Below are 25379 nucleotides of genomic sequence, written 5' to 3' on the forward strand. Positions count from 1 at the left end.
CGGCGCTTCTTGGGAGGAAGGCTAACCGAACTCGGATGCAGCGCACGCGTCGAAGCCGTGTGCGGCTTAACGGGCAGTCTCATTTTGAATGGTGCGTCGCAAATCGTTCCGCGGTGCAGCAGGTTCGCGCGTTCCGCACGCGGACTGGCGCTGCGTCTGACGTCACGTGCGGATCACAAAACCCTGGGCGAGGTGATTTCGCACGAAATAGATCATCGCCATTCCGGGGACGAGAGCGAGGACGGTCATGGCCATGACGAGGCCGAAATCGGTGCGGAAGCCGAACAGAGCGTTGATGGCCATGGTGATCGGCTTGCCGCCTGTGGTCGTCAGGATACGAGCCAGTACCACCTCCACCCAGGAAAAGATGAAGCAGAAGAAGGCGGCCACGCCGATGCCCGGCGCGATCGCCGGAACGAGGTGGCGGAAGAAGAAGCCGGGAAGCGAATGGCCGTCCAGGAAGGCCGTCTCGTCGAACTCGCGCGGCACCGAGGCGATGAAGCCCTCCAGAATCCAGATCGCGATCGGAATGTTGAAGACGCAGTGAACCAGCGCGATGCCGACCGGGGTATTCTCCAGGCCGATCTGCGCGAACAGAACGAAGATCGGCAGCGACAGCACGACGGTCGGCGTGATGCGAAACACCAGCAGCAGGAAGAACAGCTGCCGGTCGCCGATGAAGCTGTAGCGGGCGAACGCATAGGCGGCGGGCAATCCGACGCCGAGGCAAAGTGCGACGTTCAGGACGACATAGATGATGGAGTTGAGAATCGATTGTTTCAGAATCGGCGAATGAAGGATGTTCTGGTAATTGACGAGGCTGAAATGCCCCTCCGTAATCCCGGCTCGGGGCAAGGTGGATACGAGGCTGGTGATGATCGTCTGCGCCAGCGGCACCAGGACGAAGGCGCCGACCACCACGAACAGTGCAATGCGCCCGAGCGATCTCAGCGACTTCACTTGGCGGGCTCCATCGCGACGGGCGCCCTTGTGCTCGTGGCTGCCTTGAAGGTCCATGCGACCGTCAGAACGATCAGGAAATAGACCATCGAGCGGGCGGCTGAGGGTCCGTAGTTGAACGCCTGAATCTCCTCGCCGAGATCGAGACTGAGGAATGCGGTGGCGCTGTCGGGGCCTCCGGCGTTGATGCGGAAGGCTTCGACATAGATCATGAAGCTGTCCATGAAGCGAAGCAGAACCGCCATCGACAGCACGGTCTTCATCTTCGGCAGCTGGATGAAGCGAAACACCTGCCATTGCGATGCGGCATCGATGGCTGCGGCCTGATAGTAGGCGGGCGAAATGCCGGAGATGCCGGCATAGGCAAGCACGACGACCAGGCCGAGCCAATGCCAGGTGTCCATCACCACAAGCACGATCCAGGTGTGCAGCGGGTTGAACTTGTAGTCGAAACCCGCGCCCAGCCAGGCCAGCAACCGGCCGGCAAGACCGGCATTGGGATTGATGAAGTTGAGCCAGATCACCGGGATCATGTTCCAGGGCACCACCAGCGGCAGGGTGATCAGGACGAGGACGGTGCTGACGATGAAGCGATGCGATCGCTGCAGCAAAAGCGCAATCCAGATGCCGAGCGGCAGCTGGATCGAGAGCACGATGGCCGCAAACAGAAAGCTTCGCAATAGGCTCGCGTAGAAGCGCTCCGACGTGACGATGTTGCGGTACCAGTCGAGGCCGACCCAATAGGGATTGTTCAGGCTGAACAGGTCCTGAAAGGAGTAATTGGTGACGGCGACCAGAGGGAGGATGCCGACGAAGGTCATGATGACCAGCGCGGGGAGCACCAGGAACCAGGCTCTGTTGTCGTAGGGCTTCATTTCGAACGATTGCAACGGGGACGCGCCCGGTCACGAAAAAGGGCCTCGATTGACACCGAGGCCCTTCAGCATTCCCGATCGAGGGTGAGTTAGCGCCTCACACGGTCCAAATCCAAGAGGCGGTAGCGCAGCCCAGTTCCGCGCGGTGCTCATGCGCGGTTGATCAGCTCCGATACCAGCTCCCCAGATTCCACGTCGTCACATCCCAGCCCGAGATATCCGTCATGAGGTTGTTGACGGCGCCGCCGACGATGTAGCGCGACAGCAGCGGGAGAAACACGTCTGCTTCGCAGAAGATCTCGTTCACCTTGATCAGCAGCGCGGCGCGCTTGACCGGATCGAGCTCCTGCTGTGCGGCCTTGTAGGCCTTGTCTGCCTCTGGATCGGACCAGCGCGAGACATTGCGGCCGAGCCATTTGTTGTCCTTGCTCGCGATCTCCCAGGAGACGCACTGGTTCAGGAACCGCTCCGGATCGGGCTGCGGCATCGTGGTGTTGTACATCTCCATGTCGCAATAGAATTTCGAGTAGGTGTCCGGGTTGCCGACATCGGACGAGAAGAACACCGAGGCGGTGACCGATTTGAGCTCGATCTCGATGCCGGCTTTCTGGCAGGCCTGCTTGACGATGGCCTGCGTCTTCTGGCGCGGGGCGTTGGTCGAGGTCTGGAAGACGTATTTGAGCTTCTTGCCGTCCTTCTCGCGGATTCCGTCCGCGCCCATCTTCCAGCCGGCCACGTCAAGGATCTTGTTCGCCTTGTCGATGTTGAACTCGTAAGCAAGCTTGGGCGACTTGAACTGCGTCGGCTGGTTGACGAAGCTCGCGGTGGCGACGGCAGCGCGGCCATAGATGAATTTCTGGATTCCGTCGCGGTCGATCAGCAGGTTGATCGCTCGGCGTACCGCCGGGTCCGATAGCGTCGGGTGCTTGGTCTTCGCGTTGGAGCGTTCGCCGTCGACTTCGGTCCACGGGTCCGTTGTGTTGAGAATCATGAACTCGACGCCGCCGGCGGTCGTGAACTCCACCTTGCCCTTGCCGCCGGCCTCCATGCGCTTGAGGATCTCGTCCTCGACCAGCAGGTTCCAGGCATAGTCGTATTCGCCGGTCTGGAGCACGGCCCGCGCAGCGGAGACCGCATCGCCGCCACCCTTGATCTCGAACGTATCGAAATACGGCTGGTTCTTGACGTGATAGTCGGGATTGCGTTCGGCGCGAACCAGATCGCCCGGTTTGAACTCGACGAATTTGTAGGGGCCGGTGCCGACCGGCTTCAGATTGCCCGGCGCATCGCGCGACTTCGCGCCGGCATAATCGGCGAAATGATGTTTTGGCAGGATCTGGCCGACCGAGCCGACGAAGGGATCGGCCCAGAACGGGGTCGGCGCCTTGAAGATCACCTTGACGGTGTAGTCGTCGATCTTCTCGACCGTGATGTTCTGATAGGACCCGGTGGTGTAGGCGGCGGTGGCGAGATCGGCGGCGTAAGCCCACGTGAAGACGACGTCGTCGGCGGTGAACGGCTTACCGTCGTGCCACTTCACGCCTTGCTTCAGCTTCCAGATCACGCTGGTGCCGTCGGCCGAGAGGCCGCCATTGGCTTTGGTCGGGACCTCGGCGGCAAGGCAGGGGATGAGGTTGCCCTCCCTGTCCCAGCCGGCGAGTGGCTCGAAGAAGACGCGCGAGGCGACCTGGTCCTTGGTGCCGAGCGCGAAATGCGGATTGAGCAGGGTGGGGGCCTGCCAGACCAGCATCCTGAGCGGACCGCCGCCGCCCGCCTTAGTCGGCTTGTAGGCGAGCGTGGCGTCGGCCATCGCCACGTCGTTCCAGAGCAGGATCTGGCTGGCGAGTGGCGCAGCGATGCCGACCGCGCCCATGGCCTGGATGAACGAGCGCCGCGACAGCGTGCCCTGCTTCACCTCCGCGATGAACCCGCGGATGTCGTTTTCGTCCATCAGATGACCTCCACCTGCCACAAGAACAGTCGTCACCGGCTGAAACCCATCATGTTGCATCCAGGCCGAGGCGGCAATGGCGGCAAAGGTCGAAGGCGTGCGGCGAAATAGCGAGGGAGATCCCTTTCCAAGTTCGAAGGCCGGCAGAAGATCGATATTGTCGCGCCTTGCTCCGTCATTGCGAGCGCAGCGAAGCAATCCAGAATCTCTCCGCGATGGTGGTCTGGATTGGTTCGCTGCGCTCGCAACGACGCTGTGGAGGCATTCTGCTCCCTCAAGGCCTGCATCTCGCGGGATGCCGCCATGCGCCTGGTTCCCGCTCTCGGTAATCCATTGCCCTGCACGTGCGGCCCTCATTATATTAACGCGATGATTGCGACCGGAGCAGCCTGCGCGGCGCGTTCCGCGATGAGGGCCACGCGATGGACGATATGATCGGCTTCCCCGACCCCGGCCTCGATTTGTCCGATGGATTCAAGCCGCACACCTCGCATTGGGGCGTGTTTTCGGCACGCAACGGCAAGGCTGGGCTGGAGGTGAGGGCCTATGCGGGCGATCCCGATCCGAACGGCATCATCGACAATTTCCCGGGTGCCTTGCGCCATCAGGCGCGCATCGCCCAGCCGGCCATCCGCCGTGGCTGGCTCGAGCGCGGGCCCGGTCCCGACAACCGGCGCGGCCGCGATGAATTCGTCTCCGTCAGCTGGGAGAAGGCGCTCGATCTGCTCGGCGACGAGCTGGCGCGCATCCGCGACACGCGGGGCCCCGGCGCCGTGTTCGGCGGCTCCTATGGCTGGGCCAGCGCGGGTCGCTTCCATCACGCGCAGAGCCAGGTGCACCGCTTCCTCAACATCGCGATGGGCGGCTATGTCCGCTCGGTGAATTCCTATTCCTCCGGCGCATCCTCGGTGCTGCTGCCGCAGATCATGGCGGGCTACGAGGACATCACCAAGCGCAACGTCACCTGGCAGCAGATCGCTGATGAGACCGAGATCGTGCTGGCGTTCGGCGGCATGGCCTTGAAGAACTCGATGGTGGCCGGCGGCTCGATCAGCAAGCATGTCGAGCGTGGCGCGATGGCGGCGGCACGCCGGCGCGGCTGCGAATTCATCCTGATGAGCCCGCTTCGCGAAGACCTGCCGGTCGAGGCCGGCGCGGAATGGATGACCTGCATCCCCGGCACCGATACCGCGTTGATGCTCGGCGTGGTCCACACACTGGTCAGCGAGGGTCTGCACGATCAGGCCTTCCTCGATCGCTATACCGAGGGCTGGCCGGTGTTCTTGCGCTATCTCAGCGGAGAGAGCGACGGTCAGGCCAAGGACGCGACATGGGCGGCTGCGATCTGCGGTATCGAGGCCGATGCGATCCGCAACCTGGCGCGGCGCCTCGTCGGCAAGCGCGCGCTCATCACCGTCTCGCACTCACTGCAGCGCGCCGAGCACGGCGAGCAACCGGTGTGGATGGGCATGGTGCTCGCTGCGGTGCTGGGCCAGATCGGGCTTCCCGGCGGCGGCTACGCCTATTCGCTGGGCGCGATCGGCTATTACGGCCGCCGCGTCAACGACGTGCCGGGGCCGACGCTCGGGCAGGGGCGCAACGGCGTCAGGGATTTCATTCCGGTGGCGCGCATCGCCGACATGCTGCTCAATCCGGGCAGCACCTATCGCTACAATGGCGAGACGCGGACCTATCCGGACATCCGCCTGGTCTACTGGGCCGGCGGCAATCCCTTCCATCACCACCAGGACATCAACCGCCTGCGCAAGGCGTTTTGGCAGGTCGACACGCTGGTCGTCCACGAACTCGCCTGGACCGCAACCGCGCGCCATGCCGACATCGTGCTGCCCTCGACCATGACGCTCGAACGGGACGACATCGGCTATTCCAGCAACGATCCGCTGATGGTCGCGATGCACCGCATCGCCGAGCCGTTCGGGCTTGCACGCGACGACTACGAGATCTTTGCCGACCTCGCCGATCGCCTCGGCGCTCGCGAGCCGTTCACCGAGGGGCGCACCTCGCGGCAATGGCTGGAGCATCTCTACGAGCCGACCCGCGCCTCGCTCGCCAAGCGCGGCCTTGAAGCTCCGAGTTTCGAGGAGTTCTGGCGGCGCGGCAGCCTGGTCGTGCCGCAGCAGGCCGACGATGGCGGCCGCTTGCGCAGCTTCCGTGAGGATCCGGTTGCGCATCCGCTGCCGACGCCGAGCGGGCGCATCGAGATCTACTCCGCGAAGATCGCCGGACATGGCGATGCGGATTGTCCTGGCCATCCGGTCTGGCTCGAAAAGAGCGATGTGCCCAAGCCTGCTGCGCCGTGCTTCCTCGTCGCCAATCAGCCGGTGACGCGGCTGCACAGCCAGCTCGACTTCGGTGGGCATTCGCTTGGCGCCAAGCATCGCGGCCGCGAGGTCGCGCGCATGAATCCGCGCGATGCGAACGCACGCAGCATCGTCGATGGCGACATCATCCGCCTGTTCAACGAGCGCGGCGCGTGCCTCGCCGCCGTTCACGTCACCGACGACATTGCGCCCGGTGTCGTGCAGCTGCCGACCGGTGCCTGGTACGATCCGATGGATCCTGAAGACGACGCCCCGCTCTGCGTCCACGGCAATCCGAACGTGCTGACGCGCGACATCGGCACCTCGTCTTTTGCGCAAGGCTGTACCGGCCAGCTCACGACGGTGGAGGTTGAGAAGTTCACCGGCAATCTGCCGCCGATCCGGGCGTTCGATCCGGTAGCCTAACCGCCGTTGAAAAATGAAACTGGACCGCCGCCTGACGGCAGGGTCAGGTGGCGGCCCAGTGCGAACTCAGCGAACTTGGGGAAGTTGTAAGGCCGCGCGCAGACGCTAGCCCGGCCGCCGCGGGCATATCAAGTTTCGCTGTGTTGCAACGGCCAGAGATTGATTGCAGCCGCCTCCAAACCGCCACAGATGGCCTCCGGATATTTCGAATGGATCAGCTTTCGCTGGCGATTGTTACCGCCGTTTCCGCCGCATCCTCCAGGATCTCGTCGGACAATTCCCTGTCGTTGACCGCGCGCGCCAGTTGCAGGGCGCCGACCATGGTCGAATAGATCGCGATCGCCTTGCGCCGACGCTCTTTGGCCGAGCCCTGCCTGATCTGCTCGGCCATCAGCGAGATGATGTCAGCGACCTTGCCGGTGAAAGCATCGCGCGTGGCCTTGGGATGTCGCGCGATCTCGGCCACCAGGGCAGCGGTCGGGCAGCCGGTGCCGGCGCGGTCGCGGTGTCGCGTCGAAAGGTAGTCGCGGATCGTGGTTTCGAGCGCGATGCCGTTTTCCAGATTGGCCTTGTGCCGCTCCTCGCGTCTTGTGAGTGCGTCATTGAGCACCTCCCGCACCAGCTCCTCCTTGGAGGCGAAGTGCGTGTAGAAGGCGCCATTGGTGAGGCCGGCCTCCGACATGATGCCGGCGAGGCCGACCGCGGCAATTCCGCTCTTGCGGAACCGGGTGGAGGCAACATCGAGGATGTGCCGGCGGGTGTCGTCCTTGTGTCCTTTGTCGTAGCGCATGGGACCTCGCTCGCTCCTGATGTCGGCCTCGACGGGCGGCCACGGGATCGTGAGCGATCGGCTATTGCATTACGGTCATAATATTGCATTATAGCCGTAATGCAATGGCTGCGACCGTCTGCGGCCCGGAAAAAGACAACAGGACCGCAGGAATGTCTGTCGAGGATGCCATCGCCCCGCCCATGTCCGTCGTGGAGGCGGCCGCGCCTCGACCCGCGGCGACATCCGCTGACCAGCGCCGCGCTGCGCTGTTGACCGCTCCGATCCTGTCGACGCTGTTCAAGCTCGCGGCGCCGACCGTGACCGTCCTGGTGGCGCAGACCGCGGTGAACATTGCGGAGGCCTACTATGTCGGTTTTCTCGGCACCGATGCGCTGGCCGGCGCGGCACTGGTGTTCCCGATCTTCATGCTGATGACGATGATGTCGAACGGCGGGTTCGGCTCCGGCGTCGCCTCGTCGGTAGCGCGTGCGGTCGGCGCCGGCCGCCGGGGCGATGCCGACGCGGCGCTGTTCCATGCGATTATGCTTGCGATCATTGCGGGTGCGGTTTTCACGCTGGGAGTGCACTTTGCCGGCCCGGCGCTGTTCCGTGTCCTTGGCGGGCGGGGCGGCGCGCTCGAAGCCGCCGTCAGCTATTCCAGCTACCTGTTCGCAGGCGCGATCCCTGTGTGGGTCGTCAACCTCCAGGCGGCCGCGCTGCGCGGCTCCGGGAACGTCAAAGTGCCGGCGCTTGTGACCTTGATCGGCGCAATCGTGACCATTCCGGTCTCGCCGCTGCTGATCTTCGGCTTCGGGCCGGTCCCGAGCCTCGGCATCGCCGGGGCCGGTCTTGCTTTCGGGCTCTATTACGGCGCGGCAATGCTATTCCTGCTGCGCTACATGTCCTCCGGTGCGTCCGGCCTGCGGCTGCACATCGTGCCGCTCCGTGCGAAGATCTTCGGCGATATGCTGAAGGTCGGCATCCCCACCGCTTTCAACGCCGTGTTGACCAATCTCACCGTGATCCTCGTCACCGGCGCGGTCGGCCTGTTCGGCACCTCGGCGCTCGCCGGTTACGGCATCGCCTCGCGGCTCGACTACATCATGATCCCGCTGCTGTTCGGCATCAGCACGGCGACGCTGACCATGGTCGGCGTCAACATGGGCGCCGGGCAGACCGCGCGGGCGCAAAGGATCGGCTGGGTCAGCGGCGCCGCCGGCCTGATCATGACCGGCTTCATCGGATTGCTGGTCGCGATCTTTCCGACGGCCTGGCTGCATCTTTTCAGCCGCGACGCTGACGTCGTGAGCGAGGGGGTGACCTACTTGCGCATCGTCGCGCCGGCCTATGCGGCGCTGGGGTTCGGCTTCGTCACCTCCTTCGCAGCGCAGGGCACGGGCCGGGCGATGGGCCCGCTGATGTCCGCGGTCGCGCGCATCCTGATCGCGGCCGGCGGCGGCTGGATTGCGGTGGCTTATTTCGGCGCGGGCATGACCGGGCTCGCCAGCCTGATCACCGCGTCACTCGCCGCCTATGCGATGATCTGCGTGCTGATCATGCTGTCACCGTCGACCTGGGGTGCCGAGCGGCGTGCCTAGGTAGGGCTTGCACGCGGCGGTCACGGCCCCAATCTGCCCTCGTTTCCTGTTTGGCGGTGAATGGAGAAGCGTCGCCCGCCGCGGGCGGTCAATATGGATTTTCATTTCATTGATTTCGCCCGGCGGAGAAGCGAATACGGTCCCTGTTACCATTGCTGAGTTATGGAGACCCTCGATGTCATTTCGTCCCGCCTTGATCCTCGTAACCGTGCTCGCCGCATGGTCGGCAGCAAGCTCCGCCGAGACCATCAAGATCGGCGTGACGCCAGGCCCGCACGCCCAGATCTTCGAGGCGGTGAAGCCGGTCGCAGCCAAGCAGGGCCTCGACATCCAGCTGATCGAGTTCTCCGATTATGTCGTGCCGAATGCCGCACTCGATGCCGGTGATATCCAGGCCAATTCGTTTCAGAACCAGCCCTATCTCGACAACCAGAAGGCGGATCGCGGCTACAAGATCGAGTCGGCTGGCCTCACCGTGAATTTTCCGATCGGCGTTTATTCGAAAAAGCACAAGAGCTGGGCTGACGTCCCGGATGGCGGCAAGATCTCGATCCCCAACGATCCCACCAATGGCGGTCGCGTGCTGCTGCTCTTGCGCGACAAGGGCGTGATCAAGCTGAAGGACGGTGTCGGCTTCAAGCCGAGCGTGCTCGACATCACCGAGAACCCGAAGAAGCTGAAATTCGTCGAGGTCGATGCGGCGCAGGCGCCGCGCTCGCTCGACGACGTCGACGCCGCCGCGATCAACACCAATTATGCGACCCAGGCCGGCCTCGATCCGGTCAAGGATCCGATCCTGCGTGAGGACCCCAAGGGTCCCTACGTCAATCTGATCGCAGTGCGCAGCGCCGACAAGGACAAGCCCTGGGTCAAGATCCTGGTCGACAGCTATCACACGCCCGAGGTGAAGGAGTTCATCCTCACCAAGTTCAAGGGCGCGGTGTTGCCGAGCTGGTAGGCAAGCTGCCTAATCAAAGTCCTGCGCTGGAGGCCGATCCCGGCCGGCAGCCTTGCGCATTGCCCGCTTGTCTCGGGCCGCGGCAACCGACATCATCGGGCCGTGGCCATCCTCGCCCGACAGGGGTCGTATGAAACGCTTTGCCAACCTGAAACGCCTGGGATTCTTCACACGCCTGCTGGACGAGGCGCCGCCGGCGGAGCGCTACCGCTTCGCGGCCGAGCAGATCGTGCGTGCCGAGAAGGCGGGTCTCGATTCCGCGTGGATCGCGCAGCACCATTTTCACGAGCGCGAGGGCGGGCTGCCGTCGCCCTTCACCTTCCTCGGCTACGTCGCCGCTCAGACCTCGCGGATTCGCTTAGGGACGGGGATCGTCACCCTGCCGCTGGAGAGCGCGGTGCGGGTGGCGGAGGACGCCGCGGTGCTCGACCTGCTCTGCAATGGCCGGTTCGAGCTCGGCGTCGGCACCGGGGGGAACCCGTCCGCCTTCGCCGCCTTCGGCCTCGACGGCGCCCAGCGCAACGAGATATTTGCCCGCAATCTCGACGTCGTGCGCAAGGCGCTGACCGGCAAGCCGCTCGAGGGCGGCGACACGCTCTATCCGCAGCGGCCGCAACTGGACAAGCGCATCTGGCAGGCGACGTTCTCGGTGGCGGGCGGCGCGCGCGCCGGCAAGGCAGGCGACGGCCTGCTGCTGTCGCGCACCCAGCCGCGGGCCAAGGAGGCGCCAAACGCCACGCTTGCCGAGATCCAGAACCCGATCATCGATGCCTATCTCGCCGCGCTGCCACCAGGCGCCGAACCACGGATCATGGCATCGCGCAGTGTCTTCGTCGCCGACGATCATCGCGAGGCATTGCGGCTTGCGGATATTGGGCTGCGGCGCGCGCTGCCGCAGTTCATGAAGGGCGGTCACCTTCCTCCGGGCGAGACGCTGGAGGAGATGATCACAGCGTTCGACACGCATGTCGGCGGCACTGATGAGGTGATCGCTTCGCTGCGCACGGATGCGACCCTGGAGCGGGTGACGGATCTCGTGTTCCAGGTCCATTCGGTCGATGCACCCCATCCTTACGTCCTGCGCTCGATCGAGCTGGTCGCCGACAAGGTCGCGCCGGCGCTGGGCTGGAGCCGGACTGCGTCGGACGTGGCTCTGGCGGGCTAGTCAGAGTTTACGGAATTGCACGAGGTTTGAATGATGGCGCCGACTGATATCATCGACACGCTCGCCGGAATCGAACCGGGATCGGCGCTGGACGCCATTCGCGCCAAGCGTCTGCAGGCGCGCGAGAACGCGCAGAAGAGCTATCTCGCCTTGTTCGAGCCGATCGACGCTGGCGAATTCTCGCTGCTCGAACGTGCGGCGGTCGCGGCTTTCGTGACCGGACTGCATGGCGAGTCCCCGGTTGCCACCTTCTATCGCGACAAGCTTGCGGCGAGCGCCGGTGGTGCGGTTCTGCTTGAAACGATCGATGCGGAGATCGCGCGCGGCAAGACTTCCGGTCCGTATGGCTCGTTTCCGGCCGGTCCGCTGTCGGTCGAGAACACGGCAGGCCTGATTTACCGCGTGAGCGCGGCAAGCAAGCCCGTGCTCGGCGCCAGGCTCGTCGCAGCGTTCGAGCATGCGCACCTCCTGGTGTTCCGGCCGCGCGATGCGGCGTCCAGCGACATGAAGGCGCTGCTTGCCGCCGGCTGGTCTCCCACGGGCATCGTCACGTTCTCACAGCTCGTCGCGTTCCTTTCGTTCCAGGTCCGGGTTGTCTGCGGCCTGCGCACGCTCGCCACCGTGAACGCATAAGAGGAGGCTGGCACATGAGCGCCGCTGTCAATCCGCCCGTCGTCTTCACCCAGGATGAGCTCGGCTGGGTCTCCTGGATCGAACCGCTGCCGGAGGCCGAACTGACCGAGCGGCACTTCGCCGGCCTTGTCGATCGCGCCCGCGCCAAATCGGAATATTTCCGCCTGCTGGTGCGCGATCCCGAGGTGCTGGAAGCCCGTACCAAGACCGACAAGGACATCTTCTACAATGTCGCCGACGGCCTGCCGCGCGCCGAGCGCGAGCTGGCTGCCGCTGCGACGTCGCGCTACAATGGCTGTATCTATTGCGCCTCGGTTCATGCGCGCTTTGCTAGCACCTATTCCAAGCGCCGCGATGACGTGCAGAAGCTGCTCGATGAGGGCGTCAATGCCGATCTGGGCGAACGCTGGAATGCCGTGGTCAAAGCCTCGGTGGCGCTGGCCTCGACGCCGATCGCGTTCGGCCCTGATAACATCGAGGAGCTGCGGAAAGCAGGCCTCGACGATGCCGAGATCGTCGACGTCATCAACGGCGCCTCGTTCTTCAACTGGGCGAATCGGCTGATGCTGTCGCTGGGCGAGCCCTCGAAATAGTCTTTTCAACATCTGACTGGATGGAGCCGTACATGAGCAACATCAATCGTCGAACTCTGATCAAGGGCTCACTCGCCGCTGCAGTGGCGGGGACGTCGCTCTCGCGCGCCGCTTATGCCGACACCGATCCGATCCTGCTCGGCGTCAGCGGTCCGCTCACGGGGCCCAACGCGCAATACGGCACGCAATGGAAGCAAGGCTTCGATCTCGCCCTCGACGAGATCATGGCCGCCGGCGGCATCAACGGCCGCAAGCTCGCCTACACCTTCGAGGACAGCCAGAGCGACCCGCGCCAGTCGGTGACGATCGCCCAGAAGTTCGTGTCCGATCCTCGGATCGTGCTGGAGCTTGGCGATTTCTCCAGTCCCGCCTCGATGGCGGCTTCGCCGATCTATCAGCGCGGCGGACTCGTGCAGTTCGGCTTCACCAATTCGCACCCTGATTTCACCAAGGGCGGCGATTTCATGTGGAGCACCTCGGTCAGCCAGGCCGACGAGCAGCCGCTGCTCGCGCGATATGCGGTCAAGGGCCTCGGCCTCAAGCGGCTCGCGGTGCTGCACCTCAACACCGATTGGGGCCGCACCAGCCGCGACTATTTCAACAACGCGGCCAAGGAATATGGCGCCGAGATCGTCATCACCGAAGGCTACATCGCCGAGGAGCGCGACTTCCGCTCCACGCTGGTCCGCGTGCGTGACGCCAATCCTGATGGCCTCGTCCTGATCTCCTATTATTCTGACGGTGCGTTGATCGCGCGCCAGGCGCGTCAGATCGGGCTGAAGCAGGTGATCTGTGCCGCGAGCTCGGTCTATTCGCCGAAATTTCTCGAGCTCGGCGGAGATGCCGTCGAGGACGTTCATGTCGGCACGCGCTATTTCCCGGAAGATCCGCGGCCCGAGGTGCAGAAATTCATCGCCGGCTTCAAGAAGAAGTACAACGGGCAGGAGCCCGACGCGTTCAACGCATATTCCTATGATGCAATGAACATGGCCGCCGCCCTCGTGAGAATCGGCGGCACCGACCGTCGCGCCATCCGCGACGCCTTCGCCAAGGTCAAGGACGTGCCCAGCGTGATCTTCGGCACCGCGACCTTCGACGTCGCGACCCGCCGCGTCAAGGGCGCGATGAATGCCGAGCTCGTCGTGCGCAAGGGCCAGTTCGCGCTTTGGGACGGCAAGCCGACCTGAATGATGGCCGGAGCACTCGCCACCGGCCTTTCTCCCTCCATTAGGAACCCTGCGTGTCTTCCTGGCTCGACTACACCATCAACGGCCTGATCGTCGGCAATGTCTACGCTCTGGTTGCGGTCGGGCTCGCGCTGATCTTCGGCGTCAGCCGGCTGATCAACTTTGCGCAAGGCTCGATCTATTTGGTCGGCGCCTATATCGGCTGGGTCGCGGTGGTGCAGCTGCATACGCCGCTGCCGCTCACCATCATCTTCGTGGCGGTGCTGGCGGCACTGGTCGGACTGGTCATCGAGCGGTTCGGGCTGCGGCCGCTGCAGAACTCGGTGCGCATTGCGCCGCTGCTGGCCACAATCGGCATCAGCTTCGTGCTCGATCAGCTGGTGATGCTGACCTTCTCGCCCAATCCGCGCGCGCTGCCGAGCCAATTGCCTGACGTGCGTTTCCAGGTCGGCGGCGGCACGATCGGACCGCTTGACCTGCTCATTGCCGGCGTCGGCATTTCCAGCGCGCTTTTGCTGTTCGTGTTCCTGCGTTATAGCAAGCTCGGCTGGGCGGTGCGTGCGGCCTCGCAGGACCGCGACGCCGCGATGCAGATGGGGGTCGACGTCAACCGCGTCAATCAGACCGTGTTCGGCATCGCGGCCGCGCTCGGCGGCGTCTCCGGCCTTCTGGTCGGCATGTACTACAATCAGATCGACACTGCGATGAGCCTGCAGGCGACGCTGAAGGGCGTCGTCGCCGAGGTCGTCGGCGGCGCCGGCAATGTGCCCGGCGCTGTGGTTGGTAGTCTTCTGCTGGGACTGGTCGAGAGCTACGGCGTCGCCGTCTTCGGCACCAGCTATCGCAATCTGTTCGCCTTCCTGCTGCTGGTGATCGTGCTGGTGCTGCGGCCGAACGGCCTGTTCGCCAGCGCCCGGCAGGCGCCGCCCGAGCCGCTCACCGGCACCTTCATCGCACCGAGCCGGCCGGTGCGGATTCCGCGCTGGGCCTTGGCCGTCGCGGTTGCCGTGTTCGTGCTCCTGCCGCTGCTGCCGGTGTCGTTCTACGTGCTCCAGACCCTGATCAACGCCTGGCTGCTCGGCATGCTCGCGCTGAGCCTCACGCTGGTGGCCGGCACGATCGGCCAGGTCTCGCTCGGGCACGCCGCGCTGCTTGCGATCGGCGCCTATACTTCGGCGCTGCTGTCGCTGACACTCTCGGTTCCAGTCGGCCTCGCCATCATTGCCGGCGGGTTGATGAGCGCCGCGCTCGGCACGATCCTGATCTCGCCCTCGTTCCGCCTGCGCGGGCATTACGTCTCGATCGCGACGCTCGCCATCGGCGAGATCGTCTCGCTGGTGATCTTGAACTGGGAAAGCGTCACGCGCGGGCCCATTGGCATTTCCGGCATCCCGCCATTGTCGCTGTTCGGCTATGATCTGATCAGCCCTGCGTCGGTGTACTGGTTCGCCTTTGCGGTGATGGTCGTGCTCGCACTGTTGCAGGCCCGCCTGCTCGGCTCTCATCTGGGCCGCAGCTTTCGCGCCATCCGCGACGACGATATCGCCGCGCGTGCCTATGGGCTCAGCCTGAACCGCTATAAATCGCTGGCCTTCATCTTCGGCGGTTTCGCGGCCGGAATCAGCGGCGGCATTGCCGCGCATCTCTACTCCTACATCAACCACGAGACCTTCAACACGCAGCAATCGATCCTGGCGCTGACCGTCGTGATCCTCGGCGGCCTCGGCAATGTCGTCGGCGCCATTGTCGGTGCGGTCGCGCTGGTCGGCCTGCCCGAAATGTTCCGAATCGCAGCCGAGTATCGCATCCTGATCTACGGCATCGTGCTGCTGCTGCTCGTGCGGTTCAGGCCGCAGGGCCTGCTGGGGACGATCTGATGGGGGAGCCGCATGCACCGCTGTTATCACTGCGCGGGCTGACGCGCCGCTTCGGCGGCTTGACGGCCGTTGACGGTATCGATCTCGATCTCGCCAAGGGCGGGCTCGTCAGCATCATCGGCCCGAACGGCGCCGGCAAGACCACCCTGTTCAACCTCGTCGCCGGGCTCGACCGGCCGGACGCAGGCGAGCTTCGTTTCGAGGGGCAAGACATCACCGGCCTGTCGCCGGAACGACTGGCGGGGCAGGGCATCGCGCGCACCTTCCAGCTCGGCCGCGTCTTCGGCAATCTCAGCGTGATGGACAACGTCCTGATCGGCGCCCACACGCGCCTGCGTGCGGTGAAGCCTGCCGTGCCGGTGATCGGCCCGCTGCTGGAATTGGGACTGGCGCTGCTGCGTCCTCCAAGCGTCAGGAACGAGGAGGAGCGGCTGCGCGAAGAGGTCAAAGCCATTCTCGCCCGTTTTGGTGAGCGGCTCTTACCGCGGATCGACCAGCCCGCCTACAGCCTTTCTTACGCCAATCGCCGCCGCGTCGAGATCGCGCGCGCTTTGGCGCTGAAGCCGCGTCTTTTGCTGCTCGACGAACCCACCGCCGGCATGAACCCGAGCGAGACCGCGGAGATGCAGGCGTTGGTCGCCGAGCTGAAGGCGGAGGGCCTGACCATCCTCCTGATCGAGCACAAGCTGGAGATGGTGATGCGCCTCTCCGACCGTGTCATCGTCATGGACGAGGGCAAGAAGATCGCGGAAGGACCGGGCGAACAGGTGCGTGGCGATCCCAAGGTGATCGAGGCTTATCTCGGCCACGGCCTCTCGGGAACGACGGAGCAGGAGAGCGCGGCATGACGACGAGCGCACCCGCACCGCTGCTGGCGCTGACCAACGTCAACACCTTCTACGGCCAGGCCCAGGTCCATTTCGACCTCTCCATCACGGTGGGCCGCGGCCACATCGTGTGCCTGCTCGGCGGCAACGCCAGCGGCAAGTCGACGACGATGAAGATCATTCTCGGCCTGGTGAAGCCGCGCTCGGGCGAGGTGACGTTCGACGGCGCCTCGCTGATCGGCCTCACGACGCCGCAGATCGTCCGCCGGGGCATCGCCTCGGTGCCGGAGGCGCGACGGCTGTTTGCGGATATGAGCGTGCGCGAGAACATCTTGATGGGCGCTTTCGTACGTAACGACCGCAGCGCCGTGGCGCAGGATCTCGACAAAATGCTCACGCTGTTCCCAAAGCTCGGCCAGCGGCTCTCGCAGCGCGCGGGCTCCTTGTCCGGCGGCGAGCAGCAGATGGTCGCGATGGCGCGCGCATTGATGAGCCGGCCGCGCTTGATCGTGATGGACGAGCCGACCATGGGCCTGTCGCCGCTCTATGTCGATCGCGTGCTGGAGCTGATCCGCACCATCAACCAGGAAGGTGTCTCGATCTTCATGGTCGAGCAGAACGCCAGCCTTGCGCTGGAGATCGCCCACGAAGCCTATGTGCTCCAGACCGGCAAGATCGTTCTTTCGGGTCCGGCACGTGCCTTGAAGGATGATCCTCGCGTGCGCGATGCCTATCTCGGCGGCTCCGAGGCGGCATAGGGCACCTATGCACGACCATCGTTCCGGCAGCGTCGGATCGCACTGGTCAGTATGACCATCTTGTGAAAATATCATACCGTTGGGCAATGGGCGTGCGGCGGAATGCGTGTCGTGACCAGATGGTCTGTGCGGGCGGTCGAGCCCGAAATGGTGCTGCTGTTCGGCGGGCTCGTTGCCGCCAACATCGCTGCGTGGACCTGGGCTTTTGCGGCGTTCGGCGACCGGCCCGCGGTGATGGCCACCGCGCTGCTCGCCTGGGTGTTCGGCCTGCGTCACGCGGTCGACGCCGATCACATCGCCGCCATCGACAATGTCGTGCGCAAGCTGATGCAGGCGGGCGATACGCCGCGCAGCGTCGGCCTTTATTTCGCGCTTGGCCATTCCAGCGTCGTGGTGGTCGCGTCCATGTTGCTCGCTTTCGGCGTGGTCAGCCTCGGCGGCGACAGCCTGTTGAAGGAGGTCGGCAGCCTGATCGGCACCTCGGTGTCGGCGCTGTTCCTGCTGGCGGTCGCGGCGATCAACCTCGCCATCTTCGCCGGCTTGTGGCGGACCTTTCGCGCGGCGCGCGACCAAGGCGTTCACGACGCCGCCGGACTGGATGCGCTGCTTGCCAACCGCGGATTTCTCGCGCGGCTGTTCGGTCCGATGTTCCGCCTGGTGACCAAACCTTGGCACATGTTCCCGCTCGGATTGCTGTTCGGCCTTGGCTTCGACACCGCGACCGAGATCGGCCTGCTCAGCATCTCCGCCTCCGAAGCCGCGCGCGGTGCTTCGCTTGCCGACATCCTGGTTTTCCCCGCGCTGTTCGCGTCGGGCATGGCGCTGGTCGACACCGCCGATTCCGCGCTGATGGTGAGCGCCTATCGCTGGGCCTTCGTCGATCCCCTGCGCAAGCTCTGGTACAACCTGACGATAACAGGCGCGTCCGTCGCGGTCGCGCTGTTCATCGGCGGCGTCGAGGCGCTTGGCCTGGTCTCCGATCGGCTTGGACTCGACGGCGGCGTGTGGGCGCTCGTCGGTGTTCTCAATGAATCGCTCGCCAATATCGGCTTCGCGGTGATCGCGCTGTTTGTGATCGCCTGGATGGTCTCGCGCCTGTTTTACCGCCGCGTGTTTGCGGCAGCTTGATAGCGTCAGGCCGACACCGCGCTCGGCATCTGCTCCGCCGGCTGATCGTCGGCGTTAGGATCGCCCGGCGCGGTCGCCCAGGCCAGTTCCACCAGCGTGACGATCCGGCGTCCGCCGCCGTCGAGCTGGACCACGATCAGGCCTTGCTCCTCCATGTAGCCGAGCAGGCGCTGCGCCCGGCGCAGCGAGTGCGAGCCGTAGGCGCGGGCGATCGCGGCATCGCCGGGGCAGGGCCAGCCTTCCTTGGCGGCGCGCGCGATCATCATGAACACGCCCTGCATGTCGTCGGGCAGAATCGAAGCGCGGAGCGTCACCTCCTGCCACGCATCGTCCTCGGCCATATCAGTGCCGAGCCCGGCGCGCGCATGCGTCAGCATGCGGCGGAATTCGCTTAAGTCAGGCACGGACGCGCCGAGGCCCTCGATGCGGCAGCGGACCACGAATTCCTGATAGAGGACGCCGATGGCGCGGAAGCCGGCATCGGGCGCAGCCAGCACGGCGCGCAACGTGCGATCCACGCGCTCGCGCCGTTCCGCGAGCTCCTCGGCGCTGATCGCGACCTCGACCACCTCCGGGCTGATCTCGGGAGCTGCTGCCTTCGCGGCACGGAGCTGCTCGAGCAAATCAGGCGCCGGCCGGCGCGGTGGCCGGCTGGCATCCGGCGGCGGTGCGGCCAGGATCACCGCGCGCGCATCTTCCAGCGTTGCTCCAGGCAGCGGCATCAGCCGCGGCGTCGAATTGCGGGGAGATGTGTCGGTCGGGCCGATGTTCAGGCGCAACGGACGGCGCGACAGCGCGGGGCCCAGCGCCATGAATTGGCCGCGCTCGAGATCGCGAAAGGCTTCCGCCTGCCGCCGCTCCATGCCGAGCAGATCGGCGGCACGTGCCATGTCGATGTCGAGGAAGGTCCGGCCCATGAGGAAGTTCGAGGCTTCCGCCGCGACGTTCTTGGCGAGCTTTGCCAATCGTTGCGTCGCGATGATGCCGGCGAGTCCGCGTTTGCGGCCGCGGCACATCAGATTGGTCATGGCGCCGAGTGAGAGTTTGCGCGCCTCGTCCGAGACTTCACCGGCGACGGCCGGCGCAAACAGCTGCGCCTCGTCGACGACCACCAGCATCGGGTACCAATGGTCGCGCTCGACGTCGAACATCCCGCCAAGGAAGGCGGCGGCGCGCCGCATCTGGTTCTCGGCGTCCAGTCCCTCGAGATTAAGCACGGTGGAGACCCGATGCAGCCGCGCGCGCTCACCCGCGACTTGCAGGCCGCGCTCGGTGTGATCCTCGGCGTCGATCACGAGATGGCCGAATCGTTCGGCCAGCGTGACGAAATCGCCTTCGGGATCGATGATGGCCTGCTGCACCCAGGGCGCGCTCTGTTCCAAGAGGCGCCTGAGCAGATGCGACTTGCCGGAACCGGAGTTGCCTTGCACCAGAAGCCGGGTCGCCAGGAGTTCCTCGAGGTCCATGGCCGCCGCGGCGCCCGCCGTGGTCAGCCCCATCTCGATCGCAACCGTCATGTCCCCGACTCAAATCCCGCCATTCGCGGACAGGGGCTTATCAACCGGATCGGGACGCGTCGAGGGAAACAGGGCGAATCAGGCCGCGTTGCCCACGGGGGACTTCAGGCGTGACCGGATAGCCGTAGAAGTGCGGGCCGATAAGGTGCGCGAGGATCGTCGTCGTCATTCTCAGGGATCGCGCAGGAGCCGAATTCCTGCCGGATCCGCTCGATCTCGACGATGCGCTCATGCAGCCGCTGCAGATGCTCCGCCGACGTCGCCCGCCAGAATCGAAAGGTGTCTGCGGTCAGCGGCAGAAATGCCGTGCCTGATAGCGTCGGTTCGGGAACGACCGTGCGTCCGAGCAGTAGGAACCGGTTCGCGCCGGAGACCACGAGGGTCGCATAGCCGCGGTTGCCGATTCGCCTGATCCCGTTCAGCGACCATTCCGCGAGTTTGCTGAAATAGGGTTCTTCGCGCCAGCGATCGGGGCAGTGGTCATCGACCGTGACGTTCACGGCATCCTGGCTGAAATGCACGACGATGCCGGACTTCGCGGGAAACCATTCGTCGTCGAGGTGGCCTTGCAGCCAGGCGCAGGCGAAGGCGCGGCACATCTGTGGGCGGCGGTCGTAGATGGTGCAGCCGGTGCCTGTCCGCCAGTGCTTGCAGAGTTGGTGCGCGGCTTTGTCGACTGCGGCGACCTCGAGAATGTCGCAGCAGGCGTTGCACGATCCGCACTGCCGGGTCAGCGGCGCGGACTTCGGCAGGCCAGTCGCGCGAAAGCCCCGGCTGTCGCGAACCAGCAGCATCTGCTTTTCGAGCGCATTCAACGCACGTTCGATTTTGAGACGGGATAGTCCGGTGGCGTCGATCACGCCCTTCATAGTCGTCGCGCCTGCCTCTACCGCGCGGACGACGCTCAGCATCGCCTGGTCCATTGTTGTTGTTCTTGTTGCCTCGGTTTTCCTGCCTGGCCTTCCGGCCGGGGCCGAAACAGCAGACTGGCAAACAGGTCACGGACACCTGACTTGAACAGCTATAATGATCACCTTTCTGCTTCAGGACAAGAAGACGGGGCCTGCCGTGTGCGCATGCAGCGCTTGCGGAAATGCAAGATCACGAAGCGTGGTCACACCCGTCATTGACGTCATTTGGAGCGTGAATTCGGCCGCGCGGCTCAATTCGCGGCCTGATGAGGCCGTGGCGGTGCGCAGAGTCGCCAGAAGATCGAGCGTGACAGGCGTTGTCGTCACGCAGTCGTGATATCGCTCGATCTCTCCTGCCGAACTTGCGCGACGTCAACGCCGGAGGCGAGCGCGCGCGGCATCCTCGTCGAACACTGCAGGGCGGTCTTGCATGCTCAACCGACGACGTTTCATGGCGGGAATTGCCTGCGCGGCTGCAATGCGGTCACAGCCGTCGCACGCGGCCGCAGCCATGACATACGCGGAGGCGGTGCGCGCCACCTGGGCACCGTTGCGCGCCGAAGGCGGCCTTGGCGAAATCGTCCGCTATGCGACGCTGGCCGCCAACAGCCACAACACCCAGCCCTGGCGCTTCACCATGGGGCCGCGCAGCATCACCATCGCGCCGGATTTCTCGCGTCGCTGTCCCGCGGTCGATCCGAACGATCATCATGTTTTCGTCAGCCTCGGCTGTGCGGCCGAGAACCTGACACATGCGGCCCCCGCCCTCGGGCTGCGGCCGACGCTGCGGTTCGAAGCCGATGCGATCATGGCAGATCTCGAAAGCACTGCGGCGGAGCAATCAGCGCTGCTGGCCGCGATCCCGCACCGGCAGTCGACCCGCGCCGTCTATGACGGCAAGCCTGTGGCGACCGACCTCTTGCGCGAGCTGGAACGGGCCGGCACGGGGGAAGGCGTTGCGATCCTTCTCGTCACCGACCGCGGGCAGATGGCGGCGGTGACGGATTACGTGGTCGAGGGCAACACGATGCAGATGCGTGACGCCAGGTTCATGGACGAGCTCAAGGCCTGGATCCGCTTCAGCGAGAGCGAGGCGGTTGCGACCATGGACGGCCTGTTCTCGCGCGCTTCGGGCAATCCGGCTCTGCCGCGCTGGCTGGCGCAGCCGCTGCTGCCTTTCGTGCTCACCGAACGCAGCGAGAACGACAAATACCGCGCCGGTATCCAGAGCTCCGCCGGCCTTGCGGTGTTCGTCGCCGAGCGTGACGACGCCGCACATTGGGTCGAGGTGGGACGCGCCTGCCAGCGCTTCGCCCTGCAGGCGACGGCGCTCGGATTGAAATATGCCTTCGTCAACCAGCCGGTCGAGGTGCCGGGCCTGCGCCGTCAACTGGCGGCCTATCTCGACCTCGGCGCGCGCTTGCCCGATCTGGTGGTGCGTTTCGGTAACGGGCCGGAGCTGCCGAAGTCGTTGCGCCGCCCCGTTGCTCAGGTGATCGCGAGAGGCGCGAAATAACGCCGCCGCGCTAAAGCCGTCACTGCGCGCCCGATCCGCCCTGCACGATCTTCTCGTTCAGCTTCTGGTCGACGGTCTCGACCGTGCGGTCGATCTCGGCATTGGGCACGCCGAGTTGATGCGAGATCAGCTTCACCAGCAGGTCGACGCGCTCGATGAAGGGCGCGCCGCTGGCCACGGCCCGAGCCGCCGACGACGGCTTCAGCAGGCTCTCGGCGGCCTTGGCGTATTTCGCGAACGGCACCTGGTCCGCGGGGTCGGCGCCGAGGCGGCGCGCGATCGCGTCGACATGGTCGTAGATCGTCTGCGAGCGCTTGAGGTCGCCATGCACGGCATCGCGGATCGACTGCGGCTCGTGCGGCGTGATGCAGCGGTAGTTGCCGGTGAGCAGCATCGACCATTTCGCCAGCGGCACGAATAGCGAATCGAACACCTTCAGCTTGACCGGCACATCCTTGCCGTCGAGCGTCACCGCGTCGATGTCGGATTCGAGCTCGCGCAGCACCTTGTTGTGCTTATCGTCGGCGAAAACGGAGGCCTTGAAGTTCGTGGGCAGCCCGACATGCAGCACGTTCGCCGCCTCTTCCGGCGGACGGAAGGCCTGCGGATCGGGCGAGCACAGCGTGACCAGCCCCGGTTCGAACCGCTCCCACACCTGCGCATTGGTGTAGGCCTCTTCCAGGTCCATGTCGGCGAGCGCCGGGATGCGCTTCAGGTACGGCAACGGCGGCATGTTCATGATCGACAGGCACGGCAGCTTCGCCGCGGCGATCTTGACCATGAGCATGCGGACCGTGTGGTTGGTATATTGCGGCTCCTGCATCGCCAGCCCGACCATGTCGTAGCGGGACACGTCGACATTCTGCGGCGTCACCGCATCCAACTTGCCGGGCAGGTCGCGCGAGAAGATCGCGCGGTGCACGGCTTCGTCGCGCAGCTTGATGCGCACCTCGGTACCGTCGCGGTTGATCAGCTCCGCGGTCTTGGCGCGGCAGACCAGGGTCACGTTGTGCCCGGCCATCAGCAGCTTGGTGCCCAGCAGGGATCCGTAGGAAGCCCCTAAAATCAAAATGTTACGCGCCATGTTTCGTCCCCTCGATATCTGGTGTGATTTTTGAGCCCCGGTCCGTGATCCCAGGTGCGTTGAGGGGCATGTAAGTCAAATGGGTCAGTGATGGCAACTGGGATAATGCATACAAGGACCGCCGCCTTTTCCGAAGCCGGCTGGCCCAGGCGGCCGTCATTGCCCGATTGAACAGGATCGCCGACTGGCCCTCCGCTCAGAGGCCTGCTGTTTTACGGAAGCCGGGAGTCGTCGGGCATCGGCGAGGCGGCAATCCGCCGCACATCCTCGTGCCTTCAATGTCATCAATGGGATCTATTTTTAGTCGTTGGTGGCAACAAAAAATTGCAAAGCCGGCGTCGCAAAAATGGCAGAGTGCGCGGACTATGACAGACGTCAGCAACGGAGCTGAGACGTGACGATTGAGTTGAGGCGGCGCGACGTTCGCATCGAAACGGGCTCGGTGGAAAGACCGGCGGTTTGGTCCGGCCGGGTCGCTGCGCGAAGGCCGGAAGGCCCGAGCGCATATCCCGCCAATTGCTGACGAGCGCGCCGAGATGCAAGCTGATCATCGCTCTCGTCCCTCGTGCAACGGCGCCGGGCGAAACCTGGCGAGGTTGCGAAGCCGCGCGTCCGGATTCTTCGAGAGCCTGTCCGTCGCAGAGCTCGTACGCGAGACGCGCAGGCATGTGTGGATTTCGGACTGGTCGAGGATCGCGGACGAGCACCTGGCGTTCGCGGCGACCGCGCGCAAGGACGGCTCTGCGCAAGATGCGCGGGAGGCGTGGCTGTGCGGGCTGACGGCGCTCGAGGTTGCGCGCAGCCTGGCCTGTCCGGGAGACCTCGATGGCACCGATCTCGCGGAGAAGGTCGGTCAGGGCCTGCGAGGCTTCGCGGATGACGCCGGTCCGGCGATCCAGCCGGTCGAGATCGATGGCCCCGATGAAGCGGTGCTTGCCGGCTTCTTTCTTCCGGCGCGCCATCACGGATCTTCCGCACCCGTGGTCATCTGCGTCGGCGACGAGGGCATGGCCCGGGGCTCGATGATGAGCCGGTTGCTGCCGGGCTCGCTCTGCGGGACCATGTCGCTGCTGTTCATCGACGTCGGCCAACCCTCCGTTCGCCGTCCGTCCCGGCAGGAGCAGGCGCTTCATGGCTGGCTGGATTATCTGGAAGCCCGTTCGGATGTCGATCCGCAGCGGATCGCGATCTATGGCGAAGGAGCGGGCGCCGCGCACGCGTCCCGGCTTGCGTTCTCGGATCGCAGGATTGCTGCCGCCATATGTGACGGCGGTGTTGCGATGCCGGCCATGCGTCGGGCGTGGCTGCGCCGGACCATCGGCATGGGCCCGTCCGTCGATGACGGCACCGCAGCGGCATCGTTGGTACCGTCGCGCCGGATCGCATGTCCGCTGCTCGTGGTTGTCGGCAGCCGCTCCATGGTCTGGGAGCAGGACGCTCTCGAATTGCAAGCCGGCTATCGGCAGGCCGGAGCCGATTGCTCCGTCGCCGTGCCGAACCGCATCCCGCATCCTCTCGGCGAGGTCGAGAATTTCGTCGCGGTCGACGACTTTATCTTCGAATGGCTGGACGGCAAGCTCGGAGCCGAGCGGAAGCTCGATGCCGTGACCTACCTCTGACGCACGATTCCGAAAGTGCGCGCTCTAACAATTGCGGCGCCGTGAGCCCGGGCCGTCGCTGCGCGTGGAATGATCGACGGCTCAGGACGCATCGATCGCCAGCAGGCGCGCAGCCAAGCGGGCGTTCTTGGCGATCGTTGCGAGCGTGGCATTGAGATCAGCCAGGGTCTTCTCGTCGAGTTCGTTGAACATGGTCGAGTTCAGAGCGAGTTTGCGCTTGGATAGTTTTTCGATGTCGGCCGTCGCCTTTGTCGTCAACGACATCAGGACGAAGCGTGCATCGTCGGCGCCGGGGCGCCGCGACAAGAGGCCTGCCTTTTCGAGACTCTTGGTCTGGTTGGTCACGAAGGCCGGGTGGACCCGCAGCTTGTTCGCAATGTCGATGCCGGCCACGCCGCGCCCTTCGTCGAGCTCGGTGATTGCCATCAGGATCAGCCACTGCGGCTCGGTAATACCCAGCAGTCCAGCCCAGCTGGTGTGGATGTCCTCCAGCTGAGAATGGATCTCGACGACGTTCCAGATGAAGTCTCTGATCGCTCTGTCGAGTTTCTTCTCGATCATGCGGCTTGTCCCCTCCGTTTGGCTTGGTCATTTTTTTGATGAGATATGGACAGGCCTTGCCCGCCCGCGCAAGCCATGTTGGGGCCGTAGACCTATCATACCAAAGCGCAAGGACGCTTATTGCTTGCAAAAAGCAATTAAT

At 64.7% G+C, this 25379-nt stretch carries 21 protein-coding genes; 13 read left to right on the forward strand and 8 right to left on the reverse strand.

What is annotated here, in order from left to right; all coding sequences use genetic code 11:
* Positions 1–162: 162 nt before the first annotated feature.
* From X265_RS08650 to X265_RS08660, 3 genes are all read right to left on the reverse strand, one after another.
* Complete coding sequence (locus tag X265_RS08650; RefSeq protein ID WP_244659239.1) at positions 163–960, reverse strand: carbohydrate ABC transporter permease; 798 nt, start codon at positions 958–960, stop codon at positions 163–165.
* Positions 957–1835, reverse strand: a complete 879-nt coding sequence (locus X265_RS08655; protein ID WP_128969187.1) for a carbohydrate ABC transporter permease — start codon at positions 1833–1835, stop codon at positions 957–959. Before X265_RS08655 ends, X265_RS08650 begins: the two co-directional genes overlap by 4 nt.
* 163 nt (positions 1836–1998) lie before the next feature.
* Positions 1999–3786, reverse strand: a complete 1788-nt coding sequence (locus tag X265_RS08660) for a peptide ABC transporter substrate-binding protein (protein ID WP_164938473.1) — start codon at positions 3784–3786, stop codon at positions 1999–2001.
* A 422-nt stretch (positions 3787–4208) separates the two neighbouring features.
* Between X265_RS08660 and X265_RS08670 the strand changes: the two genes are divergently transcribed.
* A complete protein-coding gene (locus tag X265_RS08670) occupies positions 4209–6533 on the forward strand; it encodes a molybdopterin guanine dinucleotide-containing S/N-oxide reductase (protein ID WP_128964429.1) in 2325 nt (774 codons plus the stop codon).
* A gap of 214 nt (positions 6534–6747) precedes the next feature.
* Here the strand turns inward: X265_RS08670 and X265_RS08675 are convergent, their stop codons facing one another.
* Positions 6748–7323: a TetR/AcrR family transcriptional regulator gene (locus X265_RS08675; protein ID WP_128964430.1), complete on the reverse strand. Its 576-nt coding sequence runs from the start codon at positions 7321–7323 to the stop codon at positions 6748–6750.
* 152 nt (positions 7324–7475) lie between these two features.
* Between X265_RS08675 and X265_RS08680 the strand changes: the two genes are divergently transcribed.
* The 10 genes from X265_RS08680 to X265_RS08725 all read left to right on the forward strand — a co-directional run bounded on the left by X265_RS08680 (position 7476) and on the right by X265_RS08725 (position 18029).
* Positions 7476–8903: an MATE family efflux transporter gene (locus tag X265_RS08680; RefSeq protein WP_128964431.1), complete on the forward strand. Its 1428-nt coding sequence runs from the start codon at positions 7476–7478 to the stop codon at positions 8901–8903.
* Between the two features lie 175 nt (positions 8904–9078).
* On the forward strand, positions 9079–9861 hold the full coding sequence (locus X265_RS08685; RefSeq protein ID WP_128964432.1) for a MetQ/NlpA family ABC transporter substrate-binding protein: 783 nt from the start codon (positions 9079–9081) through the stop codon (positions 9859–9861).
* 130 nt (positions 9862–9991) lie between these two features.
* Entirely contained in the window at positions 9992–11026 is a 1035-nt protein-coding gene (locus X265_RS08690; protein WP_128964433.1) for a putative FMN-dependent luciferase-like monooxygenase, read from the forward strand.
* A gap of 33 nt (positions 11027–11059) precedes the next feature.
* A complete protein-coding gene (locus tag X265_RS08695; RefSeq protein WP_164938982.1) occupies positions 11060–11659 on the forward strand; it encodes a CMD domain protein in 600 nt (199 codons plus the stop codon).
* Between the two features lie 14 nt (positions 11660–11673).
* Positions 11674–12252: an alkylhydroperoxidase domain protein gene (locus X265_RS08700; RefSeq protein WP_128964435.1), complete on the forward strand. Its 579-nt coding sequence runs from the start codon at positions 11674–11676 to the stop codon at positions 12250–12252.
* A 32-nt stretch (positions 12253–12284) separates the two neighbouring features.
* A complete protein-coding gene (locus X265_RS08705) occupies positions 12285–13439 on the forward strand; it encodes an ABC transporter substrate-binding protein (RefSeq protein WP_128964436.1) in 1155 nt (384 codons plus the stop codon).
* Positions 13440–13492: 53 nt separating this feature from the next.
* Positions 13493–15316, forward strand: a complete 1824-nt coding sequence (locus tag X265_RS08710; protein ID WP_128964437.1) for an ABC transporter permease — start codon at positions 13493–13495, stop codon at positions 15314–15316.
* A complete protein-coding gene (locus X265_RS08715; protein WP_164938474.1) occupies positions 15316–16164 on the forward strand; it encodes an ABC transporter ATP-binding protein in 849 nt (282 codons plus the stop codon). Before X265_RS08710 ends, X265_RS08715 begins: the two co-directional genes overlap by 1 nt.
* Positions 16161–16901 carry an ABC transporter ATP-binding protein gene (locus X265_RS08720; RefSeq protein WP_128964439.1) on the forward strand — a complete coding sequence of 247 codons (741 nt, stop codon included), beginning with the start codon at positions 16161–16163 and terminating at the stop codon, positions 16899–16901. Before X265_RS08715 ends, X265_RS08720 begins: the two co-directional genes overlap by 4 nt.
* A gap of 102 nt (positions 16902–17003) precedes the next feature.
* Positions 17004–18029 carry a HoxN/HupN/NixA family nickel/cobalt transporter gene (locus tag X265_RS08725; protein ID WP_128964440.1) on the forward strand — a complete coding sequence of 342 codons (1026 nt, stop codon included), beginning with the start codon at positions 17004–17006 and terminating at the stop codon, positions 18027–18029.
* Positions 18030–18034: 5 nt separating this feature from the next.
* Here X265_RS08725 and X265_RS08730 read toward each other — a convergent pair whose 3' ends face one another.
* Entirely contained in the window at positions 18035–19546 is a 1512-nt protein-coding gene (locus X265_RS08730) for a helicase HerA domain-containing protein (protein ID WP_128964441.1), read from the reverse strand.
* Between the two features lie 104 nt (positions 19547–19650).
* Entirely contained in the window at positions 19651–20469 is an 819-nt protein-coding gene (locus X265_RS08735; RefSeq protein ID WP_128964442.1) for a CxxCxxCC domain-containing protein, read from the reverse strand.
* Positions 20470–20968: 499 nt separating this feature from the next.
* Between X265_RS08735 and X265_RS08740 the strand changes: the two genes are divergently transcribed.
* A complete protein-coding gene (locus X265_RS08740; protein ID WP_128964443.1) occupies positions 20969–21973 on the forward strand; it encodes an Acg family FMN-binding oxidoreductase in 1005 nt (334 codons plus the stop codon).
* 19 nt (positions 21974–21992) lie between these two features.
* Here the strand turns inward: X265_RS08740 and X265_RS08745 are convergent, their stop codons facing one another.
* Positions 21993–23057: a ketopantoate reductase family protein gene (locus X265_RS08745; RefSeq protein ID WP_128964444.1), complete on the reverse strand. Its 1065-nt coding sequence runs from the start codon at positions 23055–23057 to the stop codon at positions 21993–21995.
* A 536-nt stretch (positions 23058–23593) separates the two neighbouring features.
* Between X265_RS08745 and X265_RS08750 the strand changes: the two genes are divergently transcribed.
* Positions 23594–24676 (forward strand): alpha/beta hydrolase family protein, encoded by a 1083-nt coding sequence (locus X265_RS08750; RefSeq protein WP_128964445.1) that lies wholly within the window; start codon positions 23594–23596, stop codon positions 24674–24676.
* A gap of 81 nt (positions 24677–24757) precedes the next feature.
* Here the strand turns inward: X265_RS08750 and X265_RS08755 are convergent, their stop codons facing one another.
* Positions 24758–25237: a MarR family winged helix-turn-helix transcriptional regulator gene (locus tag X265_RS08755; protein WP_128964446.1), complete on the reverse strand. Its 480-nt coding sequence runs from the start codon at positions 25235–25237 to the stop codon at positions 24758–24760.
* Positions 25238–25379: the final 142 nt, after the last annotated feature.

Source organism: Bradyrhizobium guangdongense, assembly GCF_004114975.1.
GTDB classification, from domain to species: Bacteria; Pseudomonadota; Alphaproteobacteria; order Rhizobiales; family Xanthobacteraceae; genus Bradyrhizobium; species Bradyrhizobium guangdongense.

Bases quoted from the DNA above. Each gene is read 5' to 3' on its own strand.
- X265_RS08735 (WP_128964442.1), bottom strand. From the start codon at position 20,469: ATGGACCAGGCGATGCTGAGCGTCGTCCGCGCGGTAGAGGCAGGCGCG.
- X265_RS08675 (WP_128964430.1), bottom strand. From the start codon at position 7,323: ATGCGCTACGACAAAGGACACAAGGACGACACCCGCCGGCACATCCTC.
- X265_RS08715 (WP_164938474.1), top strand. From the start codon at position 15,316: ATGGGGGAGCCGCATGCACCGCTGTTATCACTGCGCGGGCTGACGCGC.
- X265_RS08720 (WP_128964439.1), top strand. From the start codon at position 16,161: ATGACGACGAGCGCACCCGCACCGCTGCTGGCGCTGACCAACGTCAAC.
- X265_RS08705 (WP_128964436.1), top strand. From the start codon at position 12,285: ATGAGCAACATCAATCGTCGAACTCTGATCAAGGGCTCACTCGCCGCT.
- X265_RS08655 (WP_128969187.1), bottom strand. From the start codon at position 1,835: ATGAAGCCCTACGACAACAGAGCCTGGTTCCTGGTGCTCCCCGCGCTG.
- X265_RS08695 (WP_164938982.1), top strand. From the start codon at position 11,060: ATGGCGCCGACTGATATCATCGACACGCTCGCCGGAATCGAACCGGGA.
- X265_RS08660 (WP_164938473.1), bottom strand. From the start codon at position 3,786: ATGGACGAAAACGACATCCGCGGGTTCATCGCGGAGGTGAAGCAGGGC.
- X265_RS08730 (WP_128964441.1), bottom strand. From the start codon at position 19,546: ATGACGGTTGCGATCGAGATGGGGCTGACCACGGCGGGCGCCGCGGCG.
- X265_RS08690 (WP_128964433.1), top strand. From the start codon at position 9,992: ATGAAACGCTTTGCCAACCTGAAACGCCTGGGATTCTTCACACGCCTG.
- X265_RS08750 (WP_128964445.1), top strand. From the start codon at position 23,594: ATGCAAGCTGATCATCGCTCTCGTCCCTCGTGCAACGGCGCCGGGCGA.
- X265_RS08740 (WP_128964443.1), top strand. From the start codon at position 20,969: ATGACATACGCGGAGGCGGTGCGCGCCACCTGGGCACCGTTGCGCGCC.
- X265_RS08700 (WP_128964435.1), top strand. From the start codon at position 11,674: ATGAGCGCCGCTGTCAATCCGCCCGTCGTCTTCACCCAGGATGAGCTC.
- X265_RS08725 (WP_128964440.1), top strand. From the start codon at position 17,004: ATGCGTGTCGTGACCAGATGGTCTGTGCGGGCGGTCGAGCCCGAAATG.
- X265_RS08755 (WP_128964446.1), bottom strand. From the start codon at position 25,237: ATGATCGAGAAGAAACTCGACAGAGCGATCAGAGACTTCATCTGGAAC.
- X265_RS08745 (WP_128964444.1), bottom strand. From the start codon at position 23,057: ATGGCGCGTAACATTTTGATTTTAGGGGCTTCCTACGGATCCCTGCTG.
- X265_RS08670 (WP_128964429.1), top strand. From the start codon at position 4,209: ATGGACGATATGATCGGCTTCCCCGACCCCGGCCTCGATTTGTCCGAT.
- X265_RS08680 (WP_128964431.1), top strand. From the start codon at position 7,476: ATGTCTGTCGAGGATGCCATCGCCCCGCCCATGTCCGTCGTGGAGGCG.
- X265_RS08685 (WP_128964432.1), top strand. From the start codon at position 9,079: ATGTCATTTCGTCCCGCCTTGATCCTCGTAACCGTGCTCGCCGCATGG.